Raw genomic sequence first — 23,212 nt, forward strand, 5'->3', positions numbered from 1 at the left:
TTCCCGAGGTCCAGCTTTTAAAAACCTTTATATAATATCGAAAATTATACCATATTTTTCTTTTTCGCCTTATTTTTGTCTGATTTTGGACGATAAGTGCAGGAATATCATTGGTGAAATGCATATCCTGTTAATGGAAAAACGATTAAAGGAGCGATTAGTGGTGAGTGATTCAAATCAAAACCCATTACTTACAGGTAAAATTATTGATTTACTTGTTAGTGATCTGTTTAAAAAAAATGGTATCAATTTAGATAAAGGGAAGGCAAATTTATCCCCAGAACAAAAACAATTAATAAAGGATTTAGTGAATGACCTTTCCCAACAGGTCGATGCCTTCGTTCAGAAAGAGAATCCTGCAAAGAATGCCGAAGACACGGAATAATAAATTTTAAAGAACGCTTGATTAGGCGTTCTTTTCATTTTTTATAAAACAACTAAATTCATCTAATACACACAAACACATTATTGGACAACTCCATATATTATATTGAAAACAAACTACAACAAAGGAGTGTAAAAAACAATGCCATCCAACAACAAAAAGGAGAAAAAGGATAAAAAGTATCAGAAGGAAGAATCTTCAGATATGTTCCATGAGGACAAGCCAGTTGCAGAACAAACTTACGAGGAAGCACCGCAATTTGCTTATGTTTATCATGATCCAGCGGTTTTTGAAGACGCACAAACACACCAAGAACCAGAGCATCACTCTAAGGATTCTCATGATGCAGATGTATTCCAAGATGCAAATCAAGTTTCATTAATGGAACAAGATTCCGAGGAATTAATTTTCATTAAAGATTCTTGCAATATCTGCGTTCATACTACAAATACGCAAGCAGCTGTTTCCCTGCAAATTGCACTACAGCTTGCTATCGCATTAGTCCTTCGCGTTACTATCCTTGATTCTGATCAAGGTCAAAACGTAGCAGAAGATCTTCTTCAATATTTCGATTCCGAACAAAATAACTTCCAAAAAATTAGCATCGTAAATTCTAAAGATATCAACATTACAACAACTGACACTGACGTAGCTGCAAACATCCAAGCTTTATTACAAGTACTACTCACATTAGTTGCTAAAGTTGATATTGCATAAAAAATATATAAATAAGAGGTGAAAATAAAATGACAGAAAAGAAATGGAAAGCATTAGACTCTTGTAACGACAAAGGTAACGAAGCTGATGTTATGCAAGAAGCAGATCAATTTGTTTCTAACAAACAACAATCTTTTGAATGGATTATCATTAAGGATTCTGAAGGAATTGATGTACACACTACTGATACTCAAATTGCTCTGTCCTTACAAGCAGCAATCCAGGTTGCCATCGCGATTGTAATTAGCATTACAATTGGCGATAAAGAAAAAAGTAAGGCAGTTGTTCAGGACCTTAAACAATTATTTAAAAACAAACAAAAGAACTCTCAAAAAACAGTTATTCACGGTTCTAAAAATATCAAAGTTACTACAACTGACACTCAAGTTTCTGTAAATATCCAAGCACTTCTTCAAATCCTTGTAGCAATCGTTGCTAAATTAGACGTTCTATAATAATAAACGCCATATTTAGTAAAGGAGAACATACGATATTATGATTCTCCTTTCTCGTTGGCAAATTGCATTAAATGATTACCTATAAACCCATAACTTTTGGTATTTTTCTAAAAAGGACAACCTCGTGGCTGTCCTTTTTAGGTTTTATAATCATTTGGAATCAATTGTTTTTAGGAAGTTTCCTACTACTTGTAAAAACTCTTCCTTCTCTTCAAAATATGCCATATGAGCACTGTTTTCGTAGACATGAAATCTCCCATTTGGTACGAGGCTGCTAAAGTATTCAGTAGATTCAGGTGTTGCCTCATCATATCTTCCACAAGTAAATAAGGTAGGGCAACTGATTTCATTCAATCGAGAAGTACAATCAAAATACTTTAAATTTCCCTTTACACTGAATTCAGATGGACCCCACATAATGTTGTAAATCTCAGGGTTTCGATAACCTGATCCTTTTTTAGCCCACTCAGGATCTGGTTCTTCCTGCACTCTACAAACAAACACTTTGTTAAATTCCAGAATGGCCGCTTTGAATTCCTCGGAATCCGTTGTTCCCTCTTCTTCACATCGAGTAATGGTTTCCTGAATATCAATAGGAAGCTTTTTTAAATTCTCTGCCTGGTCCTGTTCCCAACGCGGTGCGCTTAGACATGGACTTGAAAAGATAACACTTTTCACGCCATCAGGGTTTGTTAAACAATAGGCAGCCGCAAGGGTTGTACCCCATGAATGGCCTAAAATATGAACTTCATCCAATTTTAAAGCTTCTCGTATCTGAGCAAATTCTTCGACAAAACGATCAAGCTGCCAAAGAGAAGTGTCGCTTGGACGGTCTGACCTGCCGCAGCCTAATTGATCGTATAAAATAACCGGTCTATCTTTTTCAAGTGCTTGTAATCCTTCTAATGAATAACTTGAAGAACCAGGACCACCATGTAATACGATGACTGGGGTTGCTTTAGAATCTTTATTGAATATTTGATACCAGACTCTCCCGCCTGAAACCTCTATGTTTCCCTCTTCATGCATGAAATTTCCCCCTTTTAAAATAAAAATAAATGACTATTTAATAGTAGCTTATCTTAGAATAATTGAAAAATTTTTCATCTAATGAAAAAGAGACCAGATCATGGCCTCTGTAAATTTCTATTTTGTTACCACTTTCGCTTTAAAAAAATGCACAAGGAATGTTCCAAGGAAGATACCGATTAAAAGACTAAAGAAGATTACTTCGTGCATTTGGAAGCCAAAAGCTGCACCTATCATTCTTAATCCAATCATGCCGATTAATATAAATACAGTAGTTTCGAACTCAGGGACCCGTTCGATCAGAGCTAAGAATAGTTGTGCTACGCCCCTCATCATTAGGATTCCCAGGATACCTCCTAAAAAGAGTACCCAGACCTGATTGGATACACCAAAAGCGGCAATGACACTATCAATACTAAATGCGATGTCCATCAGCTCTACCGTTAACACTGTACTCCAAAAACCAACGGTCTTCGTTTGAACCTCTTCCTCCCCATCCTTTTTCTTAATGAAGTTTTGAATGACAATCCATAAAAGATAGTGACCGCCTATTATTTTAATCCAGCCAATATTAACTAAGGAAACACCAACTCCAATTGCCACAATACGGAAAAGATAGGCTCCTATTATTCCATAGAAGAGTGCCTTCTTTCGTTGCTTCTCGGGCAGGTGCTTAACCAATACAGCTAGAACTAACGCATTATCAGCCGATAGTAATCCTTCTAAAATGACTAAGGTTCCAATAACTCCCCAACTAGCAGGATCTGTTAATACTTTTCCCAAAGCTTCCAGTGATAAAAACGATCCATAATTCGCGATGATTTCTTGTAAGAACTCCATCTCCTAGCACTTATCTCCTTTTCATGGATTTTCCTTGACGGAACAGCTTGTCATCATACTGTATATGTATGTTAAGCAAACGATAATATGAACCTTAATTAGATAGAGAGATGACATGAAACTTCAGCATATATCTTTTGGTTTGTAAAAATGTAATTAATGAAGGAGTCAAGTGATGGGACTTTTTTTTATAATTGTAATAAAATGAACTGAAGGAGGAATGTACTATGCGTAAGGTAGTTATTTATACACAAGAAAGCTGTGGTCCATGTACAGCTGAAAAGTTATGGTTAAAGGATAATGGAATTGAGTTTGATGAAAAAAATATTAGAGAAAACCCTAAATATCTAGATGAAATTGTTGAATTAGGTGCATCTGCCACCCCAGCAACTGTAGTTGAGAATGAAAATGGTATAGAGGTTGTTTTTGGCTTTAACCAAGAGAAATTAGCGGAACTTCTGGGATTATAAATAGAACATATAAATGCGGTCATTCCAAATCGGAGTGACCGCTTTTTGTTTTGTATTTTGATTTAGGTCGCTCTTGTTCAATTATCTTACATACAATCGTGTTAGGAAACTAGATTAAATGGCTAAATAAATCATATTTAAATTTTAACTATCATACATAAAAGAGTGTAATTTAACTTGAATCTTAAGGGGGTTTCCTCAAATGGTACTAAAGACAATTCAACTTAATCGAAAGGCTGGTTTAGACAGTCGCGCAATTAACCAGCTGGTTCAGGTAACATCCCAATTTGAATCAGATATCTACCTGACTTACAATGGGCATAAAGTTAATTGTAAATCTATAATGGGTGTTTTATCACTAGCCATCCCAAATAATGCAGAAATCAGTTTAGAAGCATCTGGTTCTGACGATCACGAAGCACTTAAAAAATTAGTGGAAACAATACAATCACTTAATTAAATCCATTTAACAAAAGAAGTAAGAGTGATCAAATAGCCACTCTTACTTCTTTGTTTTTCTCATGTTTTTAAAAAAAATCATCATAATTCTTCGATAGTCTTGATAATTCTTCCGGGTAAATAAGGATTCTTTTTGATATGATAATTACATACAACAACTCAGGAGGTTATTATGTTTTTATCCTGTCCGATTTTAGCTGCATTTTTGGGAATGTTCTTCGCACAATTCGTAAAAGTACCGATTCACTTTTTAGCTTCAAAGGAATTGAAATGGAATTTAATGTTTAGCACTGGCGGCATGCCTAGTTCGCATACTGCAATGATTGTATCATTGACTACAGTTATCGGATTAATGACAGGGTTCCAATCAAATGAGTTTGCTATTTGCGTTGTAGTAGCTGCAATTGTTATGCATGATGCGATGGGAGTTCGAAGGCATGCAGGTTATCATGCGGAAATACTGAATACGCTTTTAGCCGACTTTAACAGTCTGATTGAAACGCTAAAAGACCCCAATTTAAAGAAACCGGAGTCTAGAGAAAAATTAAAAGAATTATTAGGTCATCAACCAACTGAGGTCTTTTTTGGGGCCGTAACTGGAATTATTGTTGGCATTATTACATATTATTTATATCCTTTTTAATATTTCATGTAGCTTTTGTTTTAAGCTCACGATTTAAGTCATTTGAGTGCCAATAAGTCATACCGGTAGCGGCTAGAAGTAAGATACCTGTTACAACAAACACAGTATATACAGGGAAAATGCCGCCAAGAATCCCTCCTATAATTGGGCCAATCATTCCCCCAATTTGATTGGAGGTCTGGTGTAAACCAAACGCTCGCCCACGGAAATCGCTTTTTGTTGACCTTACTACTAGTCCATTTAACGCCGGGAATACGGCACAGAAAAAGACACCGAAAATAAACCGTGTAATCGAGAATCCCCAAATATTACTGAAAACAATTTGGGCGATAGTTCCGATTCCTCCACCCATTAGTCCGATAAAGAGAATTTTTTGGAAACCAACTTTGTCCGCCCATTTCCCCCACATAGGGGCAAAAATAACACTTGCAATACCTGGAAGAGAAAAAACAATACCCGCTAGTAACGATGCATGCTGGGATGAACCTCCAAGCTCCACTATATATAATGGAAGAACCGGTTCAATCGTCATTATAGAAGCAGATGTAAGACTTGTTAATCCAAGAACCATCATTAAAGAACGGTTTGAAAGTGCCAATTTAAAATCATTTCGAATGGATCCTTTCTCCTTACTCGGAGTGAAATTTTCCTCCGTTACGAAAAATATTACAAGTAATGTCGAAATAAGCGAGAACATTCCAGCACTTCCAAATGCCACACGATTTCCTACTAACGAAGCAATCCCCCCGCCCAGGAGCGGTCCAACAATACCCCCTGAAGCCGAAGCAGAGGATATCATCGAAAGAGCGTACCCTACTTTATTGCTTGGTGTATTGGTACCGACTAATGCGATTGAACCAGGGATGAATCCACTCAACAAACCTTGCATTATTCGTAGTCCTAACAACTGATAGGGGTTGGTAACAAAGGCAGTTAGCGTATAGACGAGAAACAGTGCAAACCCTGCTCGGATTAACAAAGGTTTTCTTCCATATTTATCTGCCACCCTCCCCCAAAATGGTGAAGCAATCGCACCTGCAAAAAATGCAGCACTAAATAACAAACCCGCCCATACTTCCGTGTGATCATGCACACCAATTTGAAGCAGGAAAATAGGCAAAAACGGGATGACCATGGAAAAACTTGCTGATACGAAGAAAACGCCTACCCATAGTACCCACAAATTACGCTTCCAAATAAGCACGCAAATCCATCTCCAATATTATTGATAATTTTAATATTGTAATAGTAGCATAACCACCATTTATTTTCATTTCCGAAATATTAGATTTCAGAAATATTTTCCTAATCCTACATTTTACATACAAAATATTCCTCTATACCGTAAAAATGGTTTGATTATGACAGAATCATAGGCATAATGTCATATTTCCATCGTTGCTGTAATGTTGTTCATCAAACCATAAAGAAATGTAACCTTATCGTTCTGTATATCGTCTGCCTCCCCATGTTAGTGTTATATCATACAAAACATCAGGAGGTAGCACACATGAAAAACACTTATTTTAAAAAAGTTGCGGTAGCTTGTGTAGCTACATTTGCATTTATCGGGATACACAACTCGACAGTTGAAGCGATAACTCAATATGAAGTTGTAAATGTAGATAGCCTTGTTGACATTGGACAAGCCTATGGTCCAATTATGAATGAAATGAATCAAGAAAATAATCAAAATGATGACGAAAAGGAAATCATTTTAAATAAACCTGATTTAGTAGAAGAGCAATCTGCCGAAACGCAGGTTGAAGTACCTGCTTCATCGGAGCCAGAAACAGCTGAACCGGAAATGGTTACTCCAGAACCAGCAGCTGAACCAGCTGCACCTGCCGTTACTATTTCCACTCAAGAGAAAGACTTATTTGCGAGATTAGTAGAAGCAGAAGCAAAAGGCGAATCATATGAAGGAAAAGTTGCGGTTGCAACGGTTGTATTAAACCGCGTTGACTCTCCTGAATTTCCAGATACAGTAACAGGTGTTATTAAGGAAGTTGTTGGCGATGCATACGCCTTTTCACCAGTACAAAATGGAGAGATTAATAAGCCGGCATCTGATGAAGCCATTCGCGCAGTGGAAGAAGCTTTAACACGACAAGATCGTTTAAACGATAGCATATATTTTTATAATCCAGAAATTGCAACTGATACTTGGATTACGACACGTGAAGTAGTTAAGACAATTGGAAATCATGTATTTGCAAAATAAAGGTAAGAGCCGTGAATAACGGCTCTTTTTTTGCTTTTTTATTCGTCTTTTTCGTAAGCAATAACCACAACTTGTTTATTGGCTTGTTCACTTAATTTTTCTTCTAGTGATTTGATTTCACTTACTAAATTTGATGATAATTCTGCAGCTACATAGTCCTTTTCTTTATTCATCGTAATCTCTCCTTTATTTTTATTATTTAACTAAAAGGAGAAAGTATTACATTCCTTTTTTTAAAATGAAATAGGATAAGTTTACCATTCTAAAAACCCACCAATTAGTTCATCTGTATTAATTCTCTTTTCTTTCATTTTTCCTTCATTAATTTAACGTGAGAGGTCATATACTATAAAAAAGAAATGAGTGGTGAATATGAGAGACTTAACCTTTAAAGCTTTTGCCATAACCAATGAAATTGATCTGAACAAAATCGCCGTTCATTGTGGAATACCAAAGAAATTCACCTGGGAGGAGCCATTAATTTTAAGGGGTGAAATATTAAAATCGATCCTCTATAAAGATGTGGACAATTCACAAATGGTTCTAGTTTTTTCCTTCGGCAGCATTGTCTTCATTAATCACTCAACTCCGAATGAGATAACTGCTTTTTTGAACTACCTCCACTCCTTCGAGCCAGACATTGAGGTCAAAAATGCTGACCGATACAGCGATGATTACAACTTGCATATAAAAGAAACCGAAAGCATTGAATTAACAGATGAATATGTGGTCGTGCCTGGATATGAGGATTACTATCCTGAATTAATTTCTACAGTATTGGCAAAGTCTGTTGCTTTGGAAAAAACAGAGGAACAGCTGGGGCAAATTAATGATAAGCTCGAAACGATGATTGACCGGTTAGAAAAAGGTAAGCTGCGAATCGGTAATAAGGAACTCGCAAGGACAACAGCTAAAATTATCCGTCATGAGTATAATACCCTTGCATACATCATGATCCTCGATAAGCCCGACATCACCTGGGCAAGCAGTTCAGCCGGTGAGTTTTATGATCGGATGCTTGAGTTTTTTGAATTGAATGATCGTTATAAGATATTGAAAAGCAAAACCGAAATACTCTATAACATCATGGATGGATTTTCGACTATCAGTCACTCGATTCGGGGGCTTTTTGTTGAATGGATTATTGTGATTCTTATTCTTTTTGAAATTGTTTTATCTCTTTTAGGAATAGCAGGTTTGCTGCCGTAACAAAAATTGATAAATAGCCCCTTATTCAGCAAATGAATTGATTGCTGGAAAAAGGGGCTCACTGGTTTTATTTAGCTGGGTACATTTTTTGCAAATAGGATACAGATTCATTAATCAATGATTTTAATACTTCAACATCAATATCCGCAACTTTATTAATGTACACACATGCTTTTCCTGTTGAGTGTTTTCCAAACTGTTTTAACAATTCTTGCCGTTTTGTTTCACCAGGAGCAAAATACAAGCTAATTTTGGCTTTTCTCGGGGAAAAGCCAACGAGAGGAGCATCACCTTCGTGACCAGATTCATATTTGTAATGGTAGGATCCAAAACCAATAATACTCGGTCCCCACATCTTTGCTTCAAAGCCAGTAGTTTCTGTAAAGATATCTAATAATTTATATGCGTCCTCTCTTTTTTTAGAGCTGTCGACCTGTTCGATAAACTCAATCACACTATTGTCTGTTTCTTTTGTTTTTAATTCGTACAAGCATATCTCTCCTCTATAGCAATTTTTTATTCATGTTATACCAAAGTACTCCACCATGCTCAGATTTCGATACACCTTTATTTTTGTATCCTAAGTTTTCATAGAATCGTATTAAGTCTTCTTTACAGGTAAGTGTAATACTCTTGCGTTTCTTTGATATTGCTTCTTTTTCAAGATGTTCTAGTAACGCTGTGGCAACTCCTCGGGTTTGAAAATGCGGAGTCACCGCAACTCCTAAAACCGTTTGATGACCACCAGATGCAGGATTTGGTTTAATCTCTTCAAATAAATCATCTGTAATAAATTCCTGAGCAATCACTGGTCCATTGACTAATCCCACAACCACGCCACACTCTTCCGCCACAAAAAAACTATCTGGAATTAATTGAATACGCTGTTTAAACGCTTTTTCCGTAGCTGCTTCTTCTATTGGAAAGCATAAGTGTTCAATGATTATAAGATCTGGTAAATCATTCATCGTAACGTTACGTATGGTTAACATTTCAAGCACTCCATTTTTCAAAAGTATCATGCGTGTTTATATTTAAAAATTCTAATTATATTAAAATTATACAAAACTATTGAATCAGATATAAGGGAAAATAACCACTTATTTAAAATACCTATATGAAAAAAGCTAGGCAATCGACCTAGCTTTTTAAATAGTATTAGTTGTCTGATTATTTGGTGTTCACTTTCAAATGTAAAAAGTGAAGAGCAAGAAGCCATTCGCTGCTGTTCTTATTACATTTAAAACCTTATAACACTTGAAAGAAGGTTCAAAGCATCTTTAGTAAATAGCTATGGTTTTATACCATTCTTTCTACCTTATCTGTTTGTATCCCTCGTCTATCGATTTCTTCATCTAACAATTTAATAAAATCTTCATCTAGCTTTAGCTTTACAGCATTAAAATATGTGTCTATTAAAACTTTGTTGCTCATGCTTGAAAACATATCCTACTCCTCAAAGCGAATGGCTTTCTATCCCTTCACCTTCTTTCATTATATTTTTATTACGAGTAAACAACCATGCTAATTATTTCCAATAAAAAGGGTATGCTAAAGGGTAAATACCTGGTTACCGAAAAGGAGTTCACCAAATGGAGTCACCAATTAATAAACAATCAGTCGAGGTAAGCAGCTATATAAGTAGGATCCTCCGCGATTATTTTGGTAAAGGTCCCGAATCCGTACATGTTACATTAGGTAAAACCTTTATAATCGTTCATATTCGAAATTTCCTTTCCCCAACAGAAAAGGTACTTATGAATCAAAAACAAGATGAAAGTGTTCAAAAAATGCGGGATTTAGTTATGCAGACGCTAATTCCTGAAATGAAAGCATATATAAAGATTGTGACCGGAATGGAAATAAGAGAATTCTACTATGACTGGGGTCTGCATAATAAATCCGCGATGTTCACAGGGATCTGCACGGATACAACGAGTATCGACTTCCCCATTCAAGAAGAATTCACAGGGAAAACAGAACTGATTAATGAGATTATTAATTTAAGCTCAGAATCAGAAAAGAAGCCTGAAGAGATTTATGCATGCCAACTAAATCACCGGTCAATCCTTGTAATCCGCAATGGGATATTGGTGAGAATAGAAAAGCAATTAATCAGACAAGGCATGCAGGAACAGCTTAAGTTAGCAAAGCGAACGCTCGAAAAAGGACTGCTTCATAACAATAACCATTTTGAAGCGCTTTTGAATACCAAAATCATCGATATTTTTGTCGACTGGGACTTTGATTTAGATAAGAGTGTCATTGTTTTAGTCACCAATCCAACAATATAATTTATATGCGAAAAAAATCAGAGGCAAAGTGCACTCTGATCATAGAATTACATCCTTACAGCATCTATGAATAAATCTCTGATTCTATTTTTGTGAGAATCCATATCAAACTGTGTATTATCCATCTTCACCTTTTTTATATTTAGTTCATTAAAAATTGAGGATTCTATTTGTTTTCTTGCTTCCAGAACTGCAATAGTACCTTCAATCCCTTGGGCACCATGGATTTTCCCGTAACCTTGGTTATTATAGTAGTACATAAAACCAGCAGACCATTCTTTTGGTCTTTCTTGAACAGCCTTATTAAAGGAACGCGACAAATCTAGTTGGTCTACATAAATTAAAACGGGGTTTAACGGCTCGATAGTATCAGCCAACTGCTTTACATAATTCATAACAACTTCCTGAGAGGCACCATATTTGATCATTCCAATCGTTACAGGATTTTGAATAAAACAGCATTCAAATATATATGTTTGATTTCCTGCTAACGCTTGTTCAACAAACCTTTTCCATTTATCCGTTATTAATTCTATGTTCTTTTCTAAAGGCAGCTCATAGATATCGTGATTCCAAATTTGATCCCAAAAGGAATCAGGAACCATTGTTTTATCAGGGTCATGTTTCAGCTTATATTGCGGCAATACAAATCCATCACAGCGTTCAATCGCATGTTTTCCAATAATAGGCTGCACTTCGTCATACTGTTCCAAAAACTGGGCAAATTCAGTTTTTGAGAAGTAAGAGCCTCCCTCATAATCAGCTGGATGTTCGACATTTCCCTCAAGATACAAGTTTGTATCGACATTCCATTCTTTTAAAATATCATTTGTCATTTCTGCTGTGGTGGATTTTCCCGAACCAGGTAATCCTTCTATTAAAATTAATTTTGTGATGATCATGTTATCATCTCCTCTCCTGTTTTATTTTTGAAATCGCCAATAGCCATTCAACAATTCAAAAAAACTGTTTTGGTTTGTTTTTGACAAGCTTACTAGAAAAGGTGTTTCCCCTCTTTCATGTAAGACCTTTTCTGCTGGTCCTTTTCCAAGCGGTGTGCAGAATAAGAGATGGGTGCCAGGCAATTCTAATGATCGACATTGCGCATGTAATACTTCGTCCCGAAACTCTTCACTTGGTGTTAGATTTAATAACTTACCCCAAGATCTTATCGTCTCTTCTAAATCTCTTACAACAAACCCAACACTGTCAAATTTCGAATTTGCGCCACTATGCCTCCCTAATAATCCTTGTTCCTTGAAAGCAGATAATCTTTCCTTATCACTTTTTTCCCATTGGATGAAAAAAGGAAGTGATAAATGATTAGGATGATCCACAATAAATAGAAGAGTCCACTGTATTACTTCCCCGCTTGCAGTTACACGTTGTCCTTGAAGTGGACCGTACACTGTATGGCCGTCTTCTCTGAGCTTTATAGCTAATTCATTGATTTGGTCTGTTCTAATCGCTATTTTAGTTGGACCTTCTCGATTTTTCATACCGAGTTGCTCAACAATTTGAGTAATTAATCGATTCTCTTCATGTTGTTCAGCGATTGATAGCTGTTCAATCCCCAAAAATTCTATATAGCTTAAGTCAAAATAACTGAGTGTATTGTAGGTTCCCCATGTTTCATGACGGCCGCCGTGGGCAACATGGATTCCTTTTTCTAAAAGAGGTTGTATTGCTTTTTCAGGATTATGATGGAACCAAACTAAATGATCAAATGCAAATTTCATATTTACTCTCCTTTCCCAATATAAAAAAATGGCTTGATATGATTCCAAGCCATTTCTCTATGATGATGGTCCTTACGTAGATTGCTCTGTTTTCTTACCAGATAAAAACCAGCCGCCTAAAGCAATAAGAAGCATAACAGACCAAAAGATTGTGTTCCAAATTGGTCCTTCTACAAAATCATGAGGAATAATGTGTAACGCTGGATGTGCAAGAGTATGCATTAACAACTTAACCCCGACCCAGCCAACAAGTAACATTGCAGCCGTTTCAAGGCTAGGGCGTTCTGTCAGTACTTTAACAAAGAACCCCGCTGCAAAACGAATCACGATTAATCCAGCGATGGCACCGATTAATATGACAATAAATTGCGCGCCATCCATTCCACCGATTTCGCCCATTGGCGTACCTGGTAAAGCAATAACAAGAGCAACGGCAGCTAAAATTGAATCAACTGCAAAGGCGATATCAGCTAATGCGATTTGAGCTACAGTAGCTCGGTAGCTTTTTCCAGCTTTCTCTTTGCCACCATGATCCTTTTTAAGCAAATGTTTGAGTGCAATGAATATTAAATAAGCAGCCCCGATTGCTTGAATCCACCAGACATGAAACAAAAACGAAATGATAAAGATAGCACCAATCCTAAAGATGAAGGCTAGCATTAGACCGATATTTATCGCCTTTTTTTGCTGGTCTTCAGGCAAATGCTTCGCCATAATCGCTAACACCAAAGCATTATCCGCGGATAATAAGCCCTCTAACAAAATCAAAATAAGTAAAACCCATCCATACTCTAATAACAAAGATAGTTCCATTTTATCCCCCTAGTATGATTACATCATGATAATAGTATAAATTATATTTATACCGGTTTAATACTATTTTGTACTTTTTTTGATAAAAATTTCCATTATAAAGATAAAATAGAAATTCATATAGATGATATACCCCGAACATAGTTAAAATAATCTTGGAAATCGAAAATAAATCCACATAATTAATTTTACTTTCGTATAAGTTTCCCTTAAAGGGCGTCTCCCATGTAATAAAAAAAACACCTTTATCAGGTGTTTTTAGTAAAAGGATATCTAGCTCGGCACATTCCGTTTCACCAATTTCTTTTGCCTGCGATAACCGAAAAATTTTATACCCATATAAGACAAAGTGATGAAGCCAAACAAAATGAACAGTAATAATTGATAATCATTTATTGTATTCATAACGGTTCTGAAATCACCTGGATAAAAATGACCAATACTTAAAAATAGTAAGGTGGATGGCGCAATTCCGACCATTGTAAGTAGTGTATACGTTCGAAGTTTCATATGTGACATTCCTGCTAAAAAAGGAACAAAATTTCCTAAATGAAGCGGGCTTGAAATGGCAACACTCCAAACTCCATTCCTGCTAAAAGACTTCTTTGCCTTTGTTAATTTTTCTCTTTTTGCTTCACTTAACCTGTCTTCTACAGATTTTCCGAATTTATACCCAATAAAATAAGGAATCCAACTCCCTGTCGCATACAAGAAGCTGCCTGCTAATGAAATCCATACCCTCTCGAACCATGTTAAATCTAAAATAAATCCCACTGTAACCATGATGAACGAGCCGATAAAAGGAAGAGCACTTCCTTCAATAAATAAGGAAAATAACACTCCCAATATCCCCCATTCTTTAATTAGGGATAAGATTGATTCAGTCATCCTTCTCCACTCCATTATATTATGTAATCATAGTATAATGGAGTTTTAAATTTGGCTGAAGATACTGAAGTAGTAAGTTCATCTAAGACTTGAGGAGTAGATGACTGTCTAGGATTCAAGGTGATTTATGGATGAATGGTCCCATCCTATTTTCGTAAAACAGTAATAAAACCATCCAAAATAGTATGACGTACTGTAAATCCTTTATATTTATAAAATTCCAAGGCGTTATCATTGCCATTTGAGACATAGATAAAATAATCCTCCACATCATCAAATTGGACCAGCCAATCCATGGACATATCAAAAAGTTTAGATCCAATCCCAAACTGTCTATATTCATCTTTTATATAAATTTGCGATAGACAACCTACATTCTTTTTCCGAACCGATGCTATGTCAAAGAATGTGGCGAAATTATTGGAATAGGCTTCTTTCGGGGAGATATTGGAATACACGTAGGCGATAATTTTCTCACCATCTTTTACAATGACAATGTAATTGCGAATAGCATTTTTTACGGAAGGAACCATCCGAGTGTCAAAATTCATATGGTTAAATAACTCGGGAGTTATATGAGCTTTCGATTTTTGAAAGGTCATAAGTTCATTACATAAATCTCTACAGGTTTCAATTTCTTCATCGGAAATGATTTCATAGATTAAATCCATATTCCCCACTCCTTTTATAAGTCAAATTAAAAGGCACCTATCCTATCTCTTACACCTAGTATTCGTTTTAATTCTTCAAGCATGTGGATTTGATAGGTTGGACTAACATCAGAATAGTTCGGTTTCATTTTTGGATTAAACCAGCATGTATCCAATCCAGCAAGCTCTCCTCCCTTAATATCAGCACTCAACGAATCACCGATAATTAGCGCTTGGTTTACGTCAAAATGAGGAATTCTTGCAAAAACATAATCGAAAAATTCCTTCATAGGCTTTTGGAAACCTGTATCTTCGGAAACGAAGATGCCTTTAAATAATGGATATAAACCTGAAGCATGCAATCGTTTATCCTGTGTCCTAGACACACCGTTAGTGACAATATATAAGTCATATTGTGAATTAAGTTCTGTAATCAGTTCAGAAGCACCGTTCACCAATTGATGTCCTTGTTCTAAGAACGATCGATAGTTTTTTTCTAATAAGGTCCCATCGACTTCTTTTTCGTAGTGGTTGAAAAGGACAGAAAAGCGTGTGTTGACAACCGCGTCCCGACTTAATTCACCTTCTTCAAATCTCCTCCAAAGACCTTGATTTATGCTTTTATACTTCTCTTCCATTTGAGAAGTAAGCGGAATATTCTGTTCCTCGAAAAGGAGTTGTAATGCTAATTTTTCTGCTGCGCCAAAATCTAATAATGTATCATCTACATCAAAAAACAAAGTCTTATATTTTTTCAAAAGTATCTCTCCGTCCCGTGATTACTTTTTTTGCTTGGACACTTTTTAAGCCAGTAGTCATTTTAGTCGAATTAGGTTCCCCGCTCATTTTAAAAATAAGAATACCAGCAACAATGACTAATACACCTATTAATTGTTGAATGGTAAAAGGTACCTTTTCAATTCCCATCCAGCCGAATGTATCAAACAATAATGCAAATCCCAGCTGTGATGAAAGCATAATTGAAATCGCATAGGTTGGACCAAGCAACTTTATACCTTTCACGACACAGGTTACTACTCCAATTCCAATTAAACCACTGAACCAGTACCACATCTTCATATTTTGTAAAAGAAATAGTTGCTTACCTTCGAACAGAAAACCTAAAGTAAATGAGGCGGCAAATCCTAACCCTAATACTAAAGTAGTTGTTGTCCATGAACCAGCGTGTTCCCCTGTTTTACTATTGAATATATTTTGCAGACTGACTAAAGATCCAGCCAGTATAGCAAATAATAGTCCTAGAATCATATCTAATACACTCCAATGTGAAATATTTTAATAGAAGCTCATGAAGGAATGCAAGCTGTAACGAATCCAAGTGCTTCGTTCTTGGCCACCGACTTACCTATTCATATATATTGCCTCCGGCTAACGTTTTTAAGGCTTCTCTGTCCTTAATAAGAATGTATCCTTTACTGCGCTCAACCAGACCATCAGTACAAAACTGCCGAATAACCCGATTTAGGTGGCGATAGCTGGTCCCGATAAGATTGGCAGTATCCGTCAAACTAGTCGTACTCATCTGCCCGGAAAATAATGATTGATTTCCATCTTGGGTAACGGACAATAAATAACTTGCTAAACGAACTTCAACAGGATACATCAAATTGAAGCTCATCGAATTATTCTTCAAATAAAACTTTTCGGTAATAATTTTTAATATAAATTGCAGAAAAGGTGAAAAATCATTCGTGAATTTTTTTAGCAACGTATGCTGTACACCGATCAAATAAACCGATGAAACTGCCTCCACCGTATTAATGGTATCTATCTCCTGCACATATTCAATATCTCCTATAACTTCAATTGGTGTTTTAAAAGATAAAATAAGTGTTTTCCCTTCGGCTGAAGTGGTGTAGATTTTTATTTTGCCTTTCACCAGGACATACAAATACTTGGAAGGTTCACCTTGGGATAAGATAAGTTCCCCTTGTTCGAAATGGTATAGAGACAAATATGGCATGATATCCTCATTAAAAATGGATTCTATTTGATGAGCCTGTAAATAAGACTGCATTAACTGTCGATCTTTTATTTCTTTCATGTTTCCACCTCCGGCATAGCCCATTTCGTTTCATTAAAACCGTAATATCACGACACCCACTATCATCATCGCAATTCCTACGAACTGAGGTAACCTCATCTTTTGCTTTGGGATACCGAACCAGCCCTTACCATCAATTAAAAAGGTCAAACTTAATTGTGCTATTAAAAGGACGGAAATGGATAGGGTAACACCTACGTATTCAATGGATGCGACATTACTAAAAATAATAATTGCTGCAAAAGCACCACTAGTCAAGTATAGGGGTTTTACATTCTTTAACTTTTTCCAATTCTTATCACCTACAAACATCACAACCAGCAAACTTACAAGAAATCCCGTGAATTGTGTAATAGTTGCAGTTTGCCACGTGCCAATATCTTGACTAATACGGGTATTTGCTACACCCTGAAGTGTAATAAAAGCCCCGCCTAAAAATGCAAATAAACTCCCTTTCATTTCTCTTCTCTCCAATTTACCTAGATTTATATTCTAATTAAATGATAAATCGAGAGCTCTCTGTTAGGACATATGTCCTCAATTATTAAAATGAATCTTTTTCTTAAGGCTTTGTTTAAGACAGATGATGATTTATTTCATTCCATTTTCTTTCTAAACCTTTTATCTATCCAATACCCTTTAAGTGCAGTTTTTGAAGTGTTATGTTGCCTATTTCAAACACATAAAACATATATTAGCAGAGACTGTTTCTTTTAAGGGAGGATATTATGGACGATCCAAAACAATACGTTGTGAAGCCTTATTTGGTAACACGCAGGTTGCAGCCTGAGAATCAGGAAACACCTATTCAATTTATAGAGAATGATATAATCCATAACTCTTTATTTTATCGGCGCAATCACTTTTCGTACCCAAAGCTTACTTATTCCAACTATTTTCTTCCTATAAATGGTTTAGTAACTACCCCCTTACTGCTTTCCATGCAAAATATCCTTCAGTTACCATCGAAAACTTTAGAGGTTGTCCTTGAATGTTCGGGGAATAAGCGCAGCCTATTTGAGCCTAAAGTGTTTGGCGAACAATGGGAAAAGGGTGCAATCAGCCAAGGCGTTTGGAAAGGAGTTCCCTTAGTGACCCTGCTCGAATTTTCAGGAATAATGGAAGGGGCAAAAGAAGTGGTTGTGGAAGGATATGATGTTGGAATAAGAACGGACTTGGATAAGAGTTTCTCATATACTAGGAGTTTACCATTAGAGAAGGCCTTACATCCTGATACGATTATCGCTTATAAATTTAACAACCAACCATTATCCTTTAAACATGGATTTCCTTTTAGATTAATCGTTCCACAATGGTATGGTATGGCGTCTGTCAAATGGATTAAACAAATTAGTGTGATTGGTTCTCATTTTACTGGACCTTTCCAGGACACTGATTATATGTATTATCCAAATCAGAATAATGACAATGATGCTCACCCTGTCTCCACCATGAACGTTAATACGACGATTCAAAAACCGTTAGATATGGCTAGGTTAAATTCTGGTAAACATGTTATAAAAGGCATTGCCTGGACAGGTAAAGGCTACATAAAAAAGGTAGAAATCAGTACGGATAATGGAAGTACATGGTCCAACGCGAAAGTACGTGAACCAATTTCCGGCTACAAATGGGCTTGTTGGTCTTATGAATGGAGTGCAGCAGAAAAAGGCATTTATACCATTAAGTCAAAAGCAACAGATTCTTATGGTCAAACTCAGCCCATCAAACCATATTGGAATAGAAAAGGTTATGGATATAATGCTATCGATCAAATAAAAGTAAAGATTGAATAATAATAAAGAGCAGGAAATGAATTTCTGCTCTTCTCTCCTTTTATAAACAATTATTTAAGGTAGAAAGTATGATTTCATTCGTAAGGTTACTGGATAATGGTGGTGAAATGTGACCGAAAAGAAAGCCTGACCAAAAAACGATGGCGTGATTCGAAGGTATTCTGGAATATTGTCGCAATGTGCGTGATTCAATCGAAGGGCAATAAATTTGTAATTAATTGGTTTAATATGATCTGAGTTGGTTTCCTATTACATATGTTTTTCTATTTTTTTCTTATAAAAAATTAAGAGAGAGTTTGGAAGTCTCCAAACTCTTTCTCAAATTTTAATGGTCTCTCAATATATCATCAACAGTCATTTTCATTGAATAAATGACTGTTTTTTTATAGTGGGCAGCTAAAAGCAGGACTCGAATTTGTTGCGAGCGGGATAATTGTTTGAAACGAGGCTCTTGTTTTAAAAAGGAGCGTACGATTGCCCAGCTTGATGGCATTAACGGAAAATCATCCAGCGGTTGTTTTCTGCGAAAGCGATGAAACCAAGATAAGGTTCCAGAAGGTGTACTTTTATCAACGATACAAGGAGCATAAATACTTTTCGTATGCTTTCGAAGGGATTCATACCGCTCCTGTCCGCTTATGATTGTATAGCTGTTATCCTTCCGGTTTTTTCTGACAACCAATACAAACATACAGTCCCACATCAATCTCTGAAGTCTTTTAATATGTTCAGTTACTTTCAATGATACGTCAGGTTTAATTTTGTTCAGGGGTATATATTGAATAGTAAATTTCACAAACATCCCCTCCTGTTCGTATAATTCTTACCTTAACTGTGTATTCACAACAGGTTTGGATAAATATTTAATTTTTCATGACTATTTGCCTTTAGCATTATATGTATGAACTAGGCACAAGTGACCTACAAACAATTTTTCATATCATTTCATATCTGCCTCTCTTCAATTGTTGTATAACATGATATTATCTGTTATATATCACAATCACCCTTCACCTATATGATAAAACCAACTGCATACGGGTTCCTACTTCTGATTTCAAAAATCTGTTGTAATTGTTTTGGTGTCCTGTTACAATTAAAATAATTTAATTTATAGAATATTTATAATATTCTATATTAAACTCCATTTCACAGATAGGAGGAAAATACTTGTCAAAATTGCCAAAAACAAATGAATTAGGTTTTTTTGAAATCCGCCTTGAGTCTATTGGCGGGTTAGGAGCAAATCTGGCTGGAAAAATGCTTTCTGAGGATGGAGTTGTTGGAAACGGACTCAATGGAGTTGGTTTTTCATCATACGGTTCAGAGAAAAAGGGTTCACCAGTAAAAGCACATATTCGTTTTTGCGAGCCAGAAACAAACATTCGAGACACCACACCAATAGAACGCCCTCATGTTGTCGGCATTTTCCATGATGCCCTGTTTAAAACCATCGACTGCACTAGCGGGATCTATCCTGACAGCACGATCCTAGTAAACTCACAAAAATCCCCTGATGAACTTAAAAATCTCATGAAAATTGCTGGTGGGACCATTGCCATCATTGATGCCACTGGTATCGCGTTAGAAGAACAAACAAAAGCGAACACGGCTATGCTGGGTGCGCTTTATCGAATTTTGGACTTTTTAGACCCAGAATCAATGAAACAAACAATACGACGGACCTTTGAAAAAAAATATCCACATCTGGTTGATCCAAATATTCGTACATTCGACCGTGGATTTAATGAAGTAGCATTTAAAACCTATCTTCCTGAAGATGGAGTTGAACCGAAACCTTTTTCAAGACCAGAACCCGTTCTTGGTTATGAAACTCAGGCCATTGGCGGTATGATCATAAATCCAGGTAACAGCATGTTAAAAGATTTAAGTATTTCACGCGCCGGTATGCTCCCTCATTTTCATGAGGAGAAATGTATCAATTGCGCTGCATGTGATACAGCCTGCCCCGATTTTTGCTTTGTTTGGGAGGAAAAGCCAGACAAAAAAGGTCGTCCGCAAATGTTTCTCAGTGGCATTGACTACCAATATTGCAAAGGCTGTTTGAAATGTGTAACCGCCTGTCCAGTGGAAGCGCTATCAGGAGAACGTGAATATAATGACGGCTATGCGGACAAAAACCGTGTGCCTCAACTTTTTGATTTAGTCACTCAAAACTAAGGAAAGGACGGGATGTTTATGTCCATTGAAATAAACCAAGAAAATCTTAAAACCGAACTTGGGACAGTTGAGCAAAGTTTTGTATTTGAATCAGGTAATGAAATGGCTGCCTATGCTGCCCACCAAATTAATTATCATGTAATGGGATACTTCCCTATTTCCCCATCAACAGAGGTAGCACAATTCCTGGATGGAATGAAATCTCGAGGTGAACATGATATCGTATTAATTCCGGCAGATGGTGAACATGGTTCTGCAGGGATTTGCTACGGGGCGTCAACTGGTGGCGGCCGTGTTTTTAACGCTACTAGCGCTAATGGATTCCTTTATATGTTAGAGCAGCTTCCTGTTCAATCTGGAACCCGGTTCCCGATGGTATTAAATTTAGTCAACCGCTCTGTTTCAGGTCCATTAAATATCCATGGTGATCATTCTGATTTATATTTTGGGTTGAATACTGGATGGCCAATCTTGATGGCCCGTGATCCTCAAATTGTTTATGATATGAACATTATTGCTATTAAACTAGCAGAAGATCCATCAGTCAGGCTGCCAGTTATCGTTTCTTTTGACGGGTACTTTACTTCCCACCAAAAACGTCGTGTTCAGGTGATTAAAAATAGAAGTGATGTCCAAAAATTTATCGGTGAGCCGCCAAGGAACTTCCCTCATGCTTTAGACCGTGAGAATCCAGTTACCATAGGTCCATATATGAATGAACCTGACTATATTAATAACTGCTATCAACAATCTGAAGCGATGTACAATGCCGAGGCAGTTTTCGAACGAATTTCGAAAGAATATGCGCAAATTACCGGACGTGAGTATCCGATCCTTGATTTATATCGGATGGAGGACGCCGAGGTGGCAGTATTTATGTTGAATTCTGCTGCTGAGGTTTGTAAAGACGTGGTCGACCGCCTCCGCTCAAAAGGAATCAAAGCGGGCGTCATTTCACCGAATATGATACGGCCCTTCCCTCAAAAACAAATAGCGGAAGCTTTGAAAAACGTAAAAGCTGTGACAGTTGGTGACCGTGCTGATTCTTACGGGGCACATGGCGGGAACATGGCCCTTGAATTAAGAGCTGCACTACAAACGGTGGGAAATGCGCATACAAAGGTTATTAACCGAATTTACGGATTGGGCGGAAAAGACTTTTATGCAGACGATGCTGAACACTTTTTCGAGTTAGCTGTAGAAGCTGCCGAAAAAGGATTTGCAGAAAAGCCGTTTGACTATTTCGGGCATAATCCTGGTAAGGCTGAGTTTGCTCCTAAACGTGTTCTGAATCCAATGAAAAAAGAAGACTTAAATACCGGTCTAATCACTGTAACTCCTGATGAAAAAACGGGCGAACTCAAAGTGAAAATCCCGCCAATGCGGAGTTTAACGAAGAAGCCAAAGCGCCTTGCATCTGGTCATGGGGCATGTCCAGGCTGCGGCATCTTTTCTGGGTTGGAATTGTTCTTTAAAGGTATTGAAGGTGATATCGTTGCATTATTCCACACTGGATGTGCAATGGTTGTAACCACTGGTTTCCCATATAGCTCTCATAAAGCCACCTACATTCATAACCTTTTCCAAAATGGTTCTGCTACCCTTTCAGGTCTAGTAGAAATGTTCCATGAAAGAAAGAGACGTGGTGAGTTAGCTGAACTTGGTTTGAGTGATGACTTTACTTTTGTAATGGTGACTGGTGACGGTGGTATGGACATTGGTATGGGTCCTGCGATTGGAACGGCATTAAGAAACCATAAAATGATTATCCTTGAGTATGATAATGAAGGATATATGAATACAGGCAGCCAGCTGTCCTACTCTACTCCAATGGGTCATATGACAAGTACATCCAATATTGGAGGATTCCAAAACGGAAAGCCGTTCCATCATAAAGATACTGCTCAAATTATGGCGGCTACTCATATTCCATATGTATTTACCGGTACTGAAGCTTTTGATAGGGATCTATTAAAGAAAGCGGCAAAGGCACAGTGGTATGCCAATAATGAAGGTTTGGTATATGGCAAAATCTTAATTACCTGTCCATTGAATTGGAAATCAAAGGATGAGTTAGGACAGACAATTGTAGAGGCAGCTGTTAACTCATGCTTCTTCCCTCTTTATGAGGTTGAGCATGGAATTACCACGGTTACCTATAATCCTGAGGAGAAAAATAAACGGTTAGCTGTATCCGAATGGCTGAAGCTGATGGGTAAAACGAAACATTTGCTCAATGAAAACAGCAAAGACATGCTGGAGATGTTTGATAAAGAGGTTGATCGCCGTTGGAATATGCTTAAGGCGAAGCATGAAAGTCCTTATCTATAAAAAAGATCCCAAGTGATGGCA

General features: G+C 36.8%; 29 protein-coding genes. 12 read left to right on the forward strand and 17 right to left on the reverse strand.

Annotation, left to right across the window (positions count from 1 at the left end; genetic code table 11):
• Positions 1-163 precede the first annotated feature (163 nt).
• The 3 genes from ABC255_RS15785 to ABC255_RS15795 all read left to right on the forward strand — a co-directional run bounded on the left by ABC255_RS15785 (position 164) and on the right by ABC255_RS15795 (position 1,557).
• On the forward strand, positions 164-385 hold the full coding sequence (locus ABC255_RS15785; RefSeq protein WP_412994899.1) for a spore coat protein: 222 nt from the start codon (positions 164-166) through the stop codon (positions 383-385).
• Between the two features lie 141 nt (positions 386-526).
• Positions 527-1,102, forward strand: coding sequence for a spore coat protein (locus tag ABC255_RS15790; RefSeq protein ID WP_412994900.1), 576 nt, complete (start codon positions 527-529; stop codon positions 1,100-1,102).
• 29 nt (positions 1,103-1,131) lie between these two features.
• Complete coding sequence (locus ABC255_RS15795) at positions 1,132-1,557, forward strand: spore coat protein (RefSeq protein WP_412994902.1); 426 nt, start codon at positions 1,132-1,134, stop codon at positions 1,555-1,557.
• A 153-nt stretch (positions 1,558-1,710) separates the two neighbouring features.
• Here ABC255_RS15795 and ABC255_RS15800 read toward each other — a convergent pair whose 3' ends face one another.
• Together ABC255_RS15800 and ABC255_RS15805 are read right to left on the reverse strand one after the other, a co-directional pair.
• Positions 1,711-2,589, reverse strand: coding sequence for a proline iminopeptidase-family hydrolase (locus ABC255_RS15800; RefSeq protein ID WP_412994904.1), 879 nt, complete (start codon positions 2,587-2,589; stop codon positions 1,711-1,713).
• Positions 2,590-2,706: 117 nt separating this feature from the next.
• On the reverse strand, positions 2,707-3,429 hold the full coding sequence (locus ABC255_RS15805) for a TerC family protein (protein WP_412994905.1): 723 nt from the start codon (positions 3,427-3,429) through the stop codon (positions 2,707-2,709).
• Between the two features lie 227 nt (positions 3,430-3,656).
• Between ABC255_RS15805 and ABC255_RS15810 the strand changes: the two genes are divergently transcribed.
• The 3 genes from ABC255_RS15810 (at position 3,657) to ABC255_RS15820 (ending at position 5,001) form a co-directional block, all read left to right on the forward strand.
• Positions 3,657-3,899: a glutaredoxin family protein gene (locus tag ABC255_RS15810; RefSeq protein WP_412994907.1), complete on the forward strand. Its 243-nt coding sequence runs from the start codon at positions 3,657-3,659 to the stop codon at positions 3,897-3,899.
• A gap of 202 nt (positions 3,900-4,101) precedes the next feature.
• The gene (locus ABC255_RS15815; RefSeq protein WP_412994909.1) at positions 4,102-4,359 is read left to right on the forward strand and encodes an HPr family phosphocarrier protein; all 258 of its coding nucleotides are present in this window, start codon (positions 4,102-4,104) and stop codon (positions 4,357-4,359) included.
• Positions 4,360-4,530: 171 nt separating this feature from the next.
• Positions 4,531-5,001 carry a divergent PAP2 family protein gene (locus ABC255_RS15820; protein ID WP_307301024.1) on the forward strand — a complete coding sequence of 157 codons (471 nt, stop codon included), beginning with the start codon at positions 4,531-4,533 and terminating at the stop codon, positions 4,999-5,001.
• A 4-nt stretch (positions 5,002-5,005) separates the two neighbouring features.
• On the opposite strand, the gene ABC255_RS15825 is transcribed toward ABC255_RS15820, so the two are convergent.
• Entirely contained in the window at positions 5,006-6,205 is a 1,200-nt protein-coding gene (locus tag ABC255_RS15825) for an MFS transporter (RefSeq protein ID WP_412994911.1), read from the reverse strand.
• A gap of 306 nt (positions 6,206-6,511) precedes the next feature.
• On the opposite strand from ABC255_RS15825, the gene ABC255_RS15830 reads away from it, so the two are divergent.
• Complete coding sequence (locus ABC255_RS15830; RefSeq protein ID WP_412994913.1) at positions 6,512-7,225, forward strand: cell wall hydrolase; 714 nt, start codon at positions 6,512-6,514, stop codon at positions 7,223-7,225.
• 38 nt (positions 7,226-7,263) lie between these two features.
• Here the strand turns inward: ABC255_RS15830 and ABC255_RS15835 are convergent, their stop codons facing one another.
• A complete protein-coding gene (locus ABC255_RS15835; RefSeq protein ID WP_412994915.1) occupies positions 7,264-7,398 on the reverse strand; it encodes a hypothetical protein in 135 nt (44 codons plus the stop codon).
• A gap of 199 nt (positions 7,399-7,597) precedes the next feature.
• On the opposite strand from ABC255_RS15835, the gene ABC255_RS15840 reads away from it, so the two are divergent.
• Complete coding sequence (locus ABC255_RS15840; protein WP_412998569.1) at positions 7,598-8,434, forward strand: RMD1 family protein; 837 nt, start codon at positions 7,598-7,600, stop codon at positions 8,432-8,434.
• A gap of 67 nt (positions 8,435-8,501) precedes the next feature.
• Here the strand turns inward: ABC255_RS15840 and ABC255_RS15845 are convergent, their stop codons facing one another.
• From ABC255_RS15845 to sda, 3 genes are all read right to left on the reverse strand, one after another.
• Positions 8,502-8,924, reverse strand: coding sequence for a DUF1801 domain-containing protein (locus ABC255_RS15845; protein WP_412994917.1), 423 nt, complete (start codon positions 8,922-8,924; stop codon positions 8,502-8,504).
• A 13-nt stretch (positions 8,925-8,937) separates the two neighbouring features.
• Positions 8,938-9,426 carry a GNAT family N-acetyltransferase gene (locus tag ABC255_RS15850; RefSeq protein WP_412994919.1) on the reverse strand — a complete coding sequence of 163 codons (489 nt, stop codon included), beginning with the start codon at positions 9,424-9,426 and terminating at the stop codon, positions 8,938-8,940.
• 307 nt (positions 9,427-9,733) lie between these two features.
• Positions 9,734-9,868 carry a sporulation histidine kinase inhibitor Sda gene (gene sda / locus ABC255_RS15855; protein WP_412994921.1) on the reverse strand — a complete coding sequence of 45 codons (135 nt, stop codon included), beginning with the start codon at positions 9,866-9,868 and terminating at the stop codon, positions 9,734-9,736.
• 158 nt (positions 9,869-10,026) lie between these two features.
• Between sda and ABC255_RS15860 the strand changes: the two genes are divergently transcribed.
• On the forward strand, positions 10,027-10,728 hold the full coding sequence (locus ABC255_RS15860; RefSeq protein WP_412994923.1) for a Na-translocating system protein MpsC family protein: 702 nt from the start codon (positions 10,027-10,029) through the stop codon (positions 10,726-10,728).
• Between the two features lie 47 nt (positions 10,729-10,775).
• Here ABC255_RS15860 and ABC255_RS15865 read toward each other — a convergent pair whose 3' ends face one another.
• The 9 genes from ABC255_RS15865 to ABC255_RS15905 form a co-directional block, all read right to left on the reverse strand.
• Positions 10,776-11,627 carry a P-loop NTPase family protein gene (locus ABC255_RS15865; protein WP_412998570.1) on the reverse strand — a complete coding sequence of 284 codons (852 nt, stop codon included), beginning with the start codon at positions 11,625-11,627 and terminating at the stop codon, positions 10,776-10,778.
• A gap of 24 nt (positions 11,628-11,651) precedes the next feature.
• Positions 11,652-12,467 (reverse strand): VOC family protein, encoded by an 816-nt coding sequence (locus ABC255_RS15870; protein ID WP_412994924.1) that lies wholly within the window; start codon positions 12,465-12,467, stop codon positions 11,652-11,654.
• A 72-nt stretch (positions 12,468-12,539) separates the two neighbouring features.
• A complete protein-coding gene (locus tag ABC255_RS15875; protein WP_412994925.1) occupies positions 12,540-13,280 on the reverse strand; it encodes a TerC family protein in 741 nt (246 codons plus the stop codon).
• A 273-nt stretch (positions 13,281-13,553) separates the two neighbouring features.
• A complete protein-coding gene (locus tag ABC255_RS15880) occupies positions 13,554-14,168 on the reverse strand; it encodes a DedA family protein (RefSeq protein ID WP_412994927.1) in 615 nt (204 codons plus the stop codon).
• A gap of 146 nt (positions 14,169-14,314) precedes the next feature.
• The gene (locus ABC255_RS15885) at positions 14,315-14,839 is read right to left on the reverse strand and encodes a GNAT family N-acetyltransferase (RefSeq protein ID WP_412994928.1); all 525 of its coding nucleotides are present in this window, start codon (positions 14,837-14,839) and stop codon (positions 14,315-14,317) included.
• A gap of 26 nt (positions 14,840-14,865) precedes the next feature.
• Positions 14,866-15,576: a YjjG family noncanonical pyrimidine nucleotidase gene (locus ABC255_RS15890; RefSeq protein ID WP_412994930.1), complete on the reverse strand. Its 711-nt coding sequence runs from the start codon at positions 15,574-15,576 to the stop codon at positions 14,866-14,868.
• On the reverse strand, positions 15,563-16,087 hold the full coding sequence (locus tag ABC255_RS15895) for a DMT family transporter (protein WP_412994932.1): 525 nt from the start codon (positions 16,085-16,087) through the stop codon (positions 15,563-15,565). The genes ABC255_RS15890 and ABC255_RS15895 overlap by 14 nt, the downstream gene beginning before the upstream one ends.
• 97 nt (positions 16,088-16,184) lie before the next feature.
• Entirely contained in the window at positions 16,185-16,883 is a 699-nt protein-coding gene (locus ABC255_RS15900) for a Crp/Fnr family transcriptional regulator (RefSeq protein WP_412994934.1), read from the reverse strand.
• Between the two features lie 33 nt (positions 16,884-16,916).
• A complete protein-coding gene (locus ABC255_RS15905) occupies positions 16,917-17,342 on the reverse strand; it encodes a DMT family transporter (protein ID WP_412994935.1) in 426 nt (141 codons plus the stop codon).
• A 269-nt stretch (positions 17,343-17,611) separates the two neighbouring features.
• Between ABC255_RS15905 and ABC255_RS15910 the strand changes: the two genes are divergently transcribed.
• A complete protein-coding gene (locus ABC255_RS15910; protein ID WP_412994937.1) occupies positions 17,612-18,679 on the forward strand; it encodes a sulfite oxidase in 1,068 nt (355 codons plus the stop codon).
• 325 nt (positions 18,680-19,004) lie between these two features.
• Here the strand turns inward: ABC255_RS15910 and ABC255_RS15915 are convergent, their stop codons facing one another.
• Entirely contained in the window at positions 19,005-19,475 is a 471-nt protein-coding gene (locus ABC255_RS15915; RefSeq protein WP_412994939.1) for a hypothetical protein, read from the reverse strand.
• Between the two features lie 374 nt (positions 19,476-19,849).
• On the opposite strand from ABC255_RS15915, the gene ABC255_RS15920 reads away from it, so the two are divergent.
• Both ABC255_RS15920 and ABC255_RS15925 read left to right on the forward strand, forming a co-directional pair.
• Entirely contained in the window at positions 19,850-20,860 is a 1,011-nt protein-coding gene (locus ABC255_RS15920; protein WP_412994940.1) for a 2-oxoacid:acceptor oxidoreductase family protein, read from the forward strand.
• Positions 20,861-20,878: 18 nt separating this feature from the next.
• Positions 20,879-23,191: a thiamine pyrophosphate-dependent enzyme gene (locus tag ABC255_RS15925; RefSeq protein WP_412994942.1), complete on the forward strand. Its 2,313-nt coding sequence runs from the start codon at positions 20,879-20,881 to the stop codon at positions 23,189-23,191.
• Positions 23,192-23,212 lie beyond the last annotated feature (21 nt).

Source organism: Neobacillus canaveralius, from assembly GCF_047237705.1.
Taxonomy (GTDB): Bacteria; Bacillota; Bacilli; order Bacillales; family Cytobacillaceae; genus Neobacillus; species Neobacillus niacini_K.

Coding starts and splice junctions, on each gene's coding strand:
- ABC255_RS15885 (WP_412994928.1), bottom strand. CDS start 14,839: ATGGATTTAATCTATGAAATCATTTCCGATGAAGAAATTGAAACCTGT.
- ABC255_RS15815 (WP_412994909.1), top strand. CDS start 4,102: ATGGTACTAAAGACAATTCAACTTAATCGAAAGGCTGGTTTAGACAGT.
- ABC255_RS15875 (WP_412994925.1), bottom strand. CDS start 13,280: ATGGAACTATCTTTGTTATTAGAGTATGGATGGGTTTTACTTATTTTG.
- ABC255_RS15835 (WP_412994915.1), bottom strand. CDS start 7,398: ATGAATAAAGAAAAGGACTATGTAGCTGCAGAATTATCATCAAATTTA.
- ABC255_RS15830 (WP_412994913.1), top strand. CDS start 6,512: ATGAAAAACACTTATTTTAAAAAAGTTGCGGTAGCTTGTGTAGCTACA.
- ABC255_RS15910 (WP_412994937.1), top strand. CDS start 17,612: ATGGACGATCCAAAACAATACGTTGTGAAGCCTTATTTGGTAACACGC.
- ABC255_RS15820 (WP_307301024.1), top strand. CDS start 4,531: ATGTTTTTATCCTGTCCGATTTTAGCTGCATTTTTGGGAATGTTCTTC.
- ABC255_RS15860 (WP_412994923.1), top strand. CDS start 10,027: ATGGAGTCACCAATTAATAAACAATCAGTCGAGGTAAGCAGCTATATA.
- ABC255_RS15800 (WP_412994904.1), bottom strand. CDS start 2,589: ATGCATGAAGAGGGAAACATAGAGGTTTCAGGCGGGAGAGTCTGGTAT.
- ABC255_RS15795 (WP_412994902.1), top strand. CDS start 1,132: ATGACAGAAAAGAAATGGAAAGCATTAGACTCTTGTAACGACAAAGGT.
- ABC255_RS15895 (WP_412994932.1), bottom strand. CDS start 16,087: ATGATTCTAGGACTATTATTTGCTATACTGGCTGGATCTTTAGTCAGT.
- ABC255_RS15840 (WP_412998569.1), top strand. CDS start 7,598: ATGAGAGACTTAACCTTTAAAGCTTTTGCCATAACCAATGAAATTGAT.
- ABC255_RS15850 (WP_412994919.1), bottom strand. CDS start 9,426: ATGTTAACCATACGTAACGTTACGATGAATGATTTACCAGATCTTATA.
- ABC255_RS15880 (WP_412994927.1), bottom strand. CDS start 14,168: ATGACTGAATCAATCTTATCCCTAATTAAAGAATGGGGGATATTGGGA.
- ABC255_RS15925 (WP_412994942.1), top strand. CDS start 20,879: ATGTCCATTGAAATAAACCAAGAAAATCTTAAAACCGAACTTGGGACA.
- ABC255_RS15900 (WP_412994934.1), bottom strand. CDS start 16,883: ATGAAAGAAATAAAAGATCGACAGTTAATGCAGTCTTATTTACAGGCT.
- ABC255_RS15790 (WP_412994900.1), top strand. CDS start 527: ATGCCATCCAACAACAAAAAGGAGAAAAAGGATAAAAAGTATCAGAAG.
- ABC255_RS15870 (WP_412994924.1), bottom strand. CDS start 12,467: ATGAAATTTGCATTTGATCATTTAGTTTGGTTCCATCATAATCCTGAA.
- ABC255_RS15805 (WP_412994905.1), bottom strand. CDS start 3,429: ATGGAGTTCTTACAAGAAATCATCGCGAATTATGGATCGTTTTTATCA.
- ABC255_RS15810 (WP_412994907.1), top strand. CDS start 3,657: ATGCGTAAGGTAGTTATTTATACACAAGAAAGCTGTGGTCCATGTACA.
- ABC255_RS15905 (WP_412994935.1), bottom strand. CDS start 17,342: ATGAAAGGGAGTTTATTTGCATTTTTAGGCGGGGCTTTTATTACACTT.
- sda (WP_412994921.1), bottom strand. CDS start 9,868: ATGAGCAACAAAGTTTTAATAGACACATATTTTAATGCTGTAAAGCTA.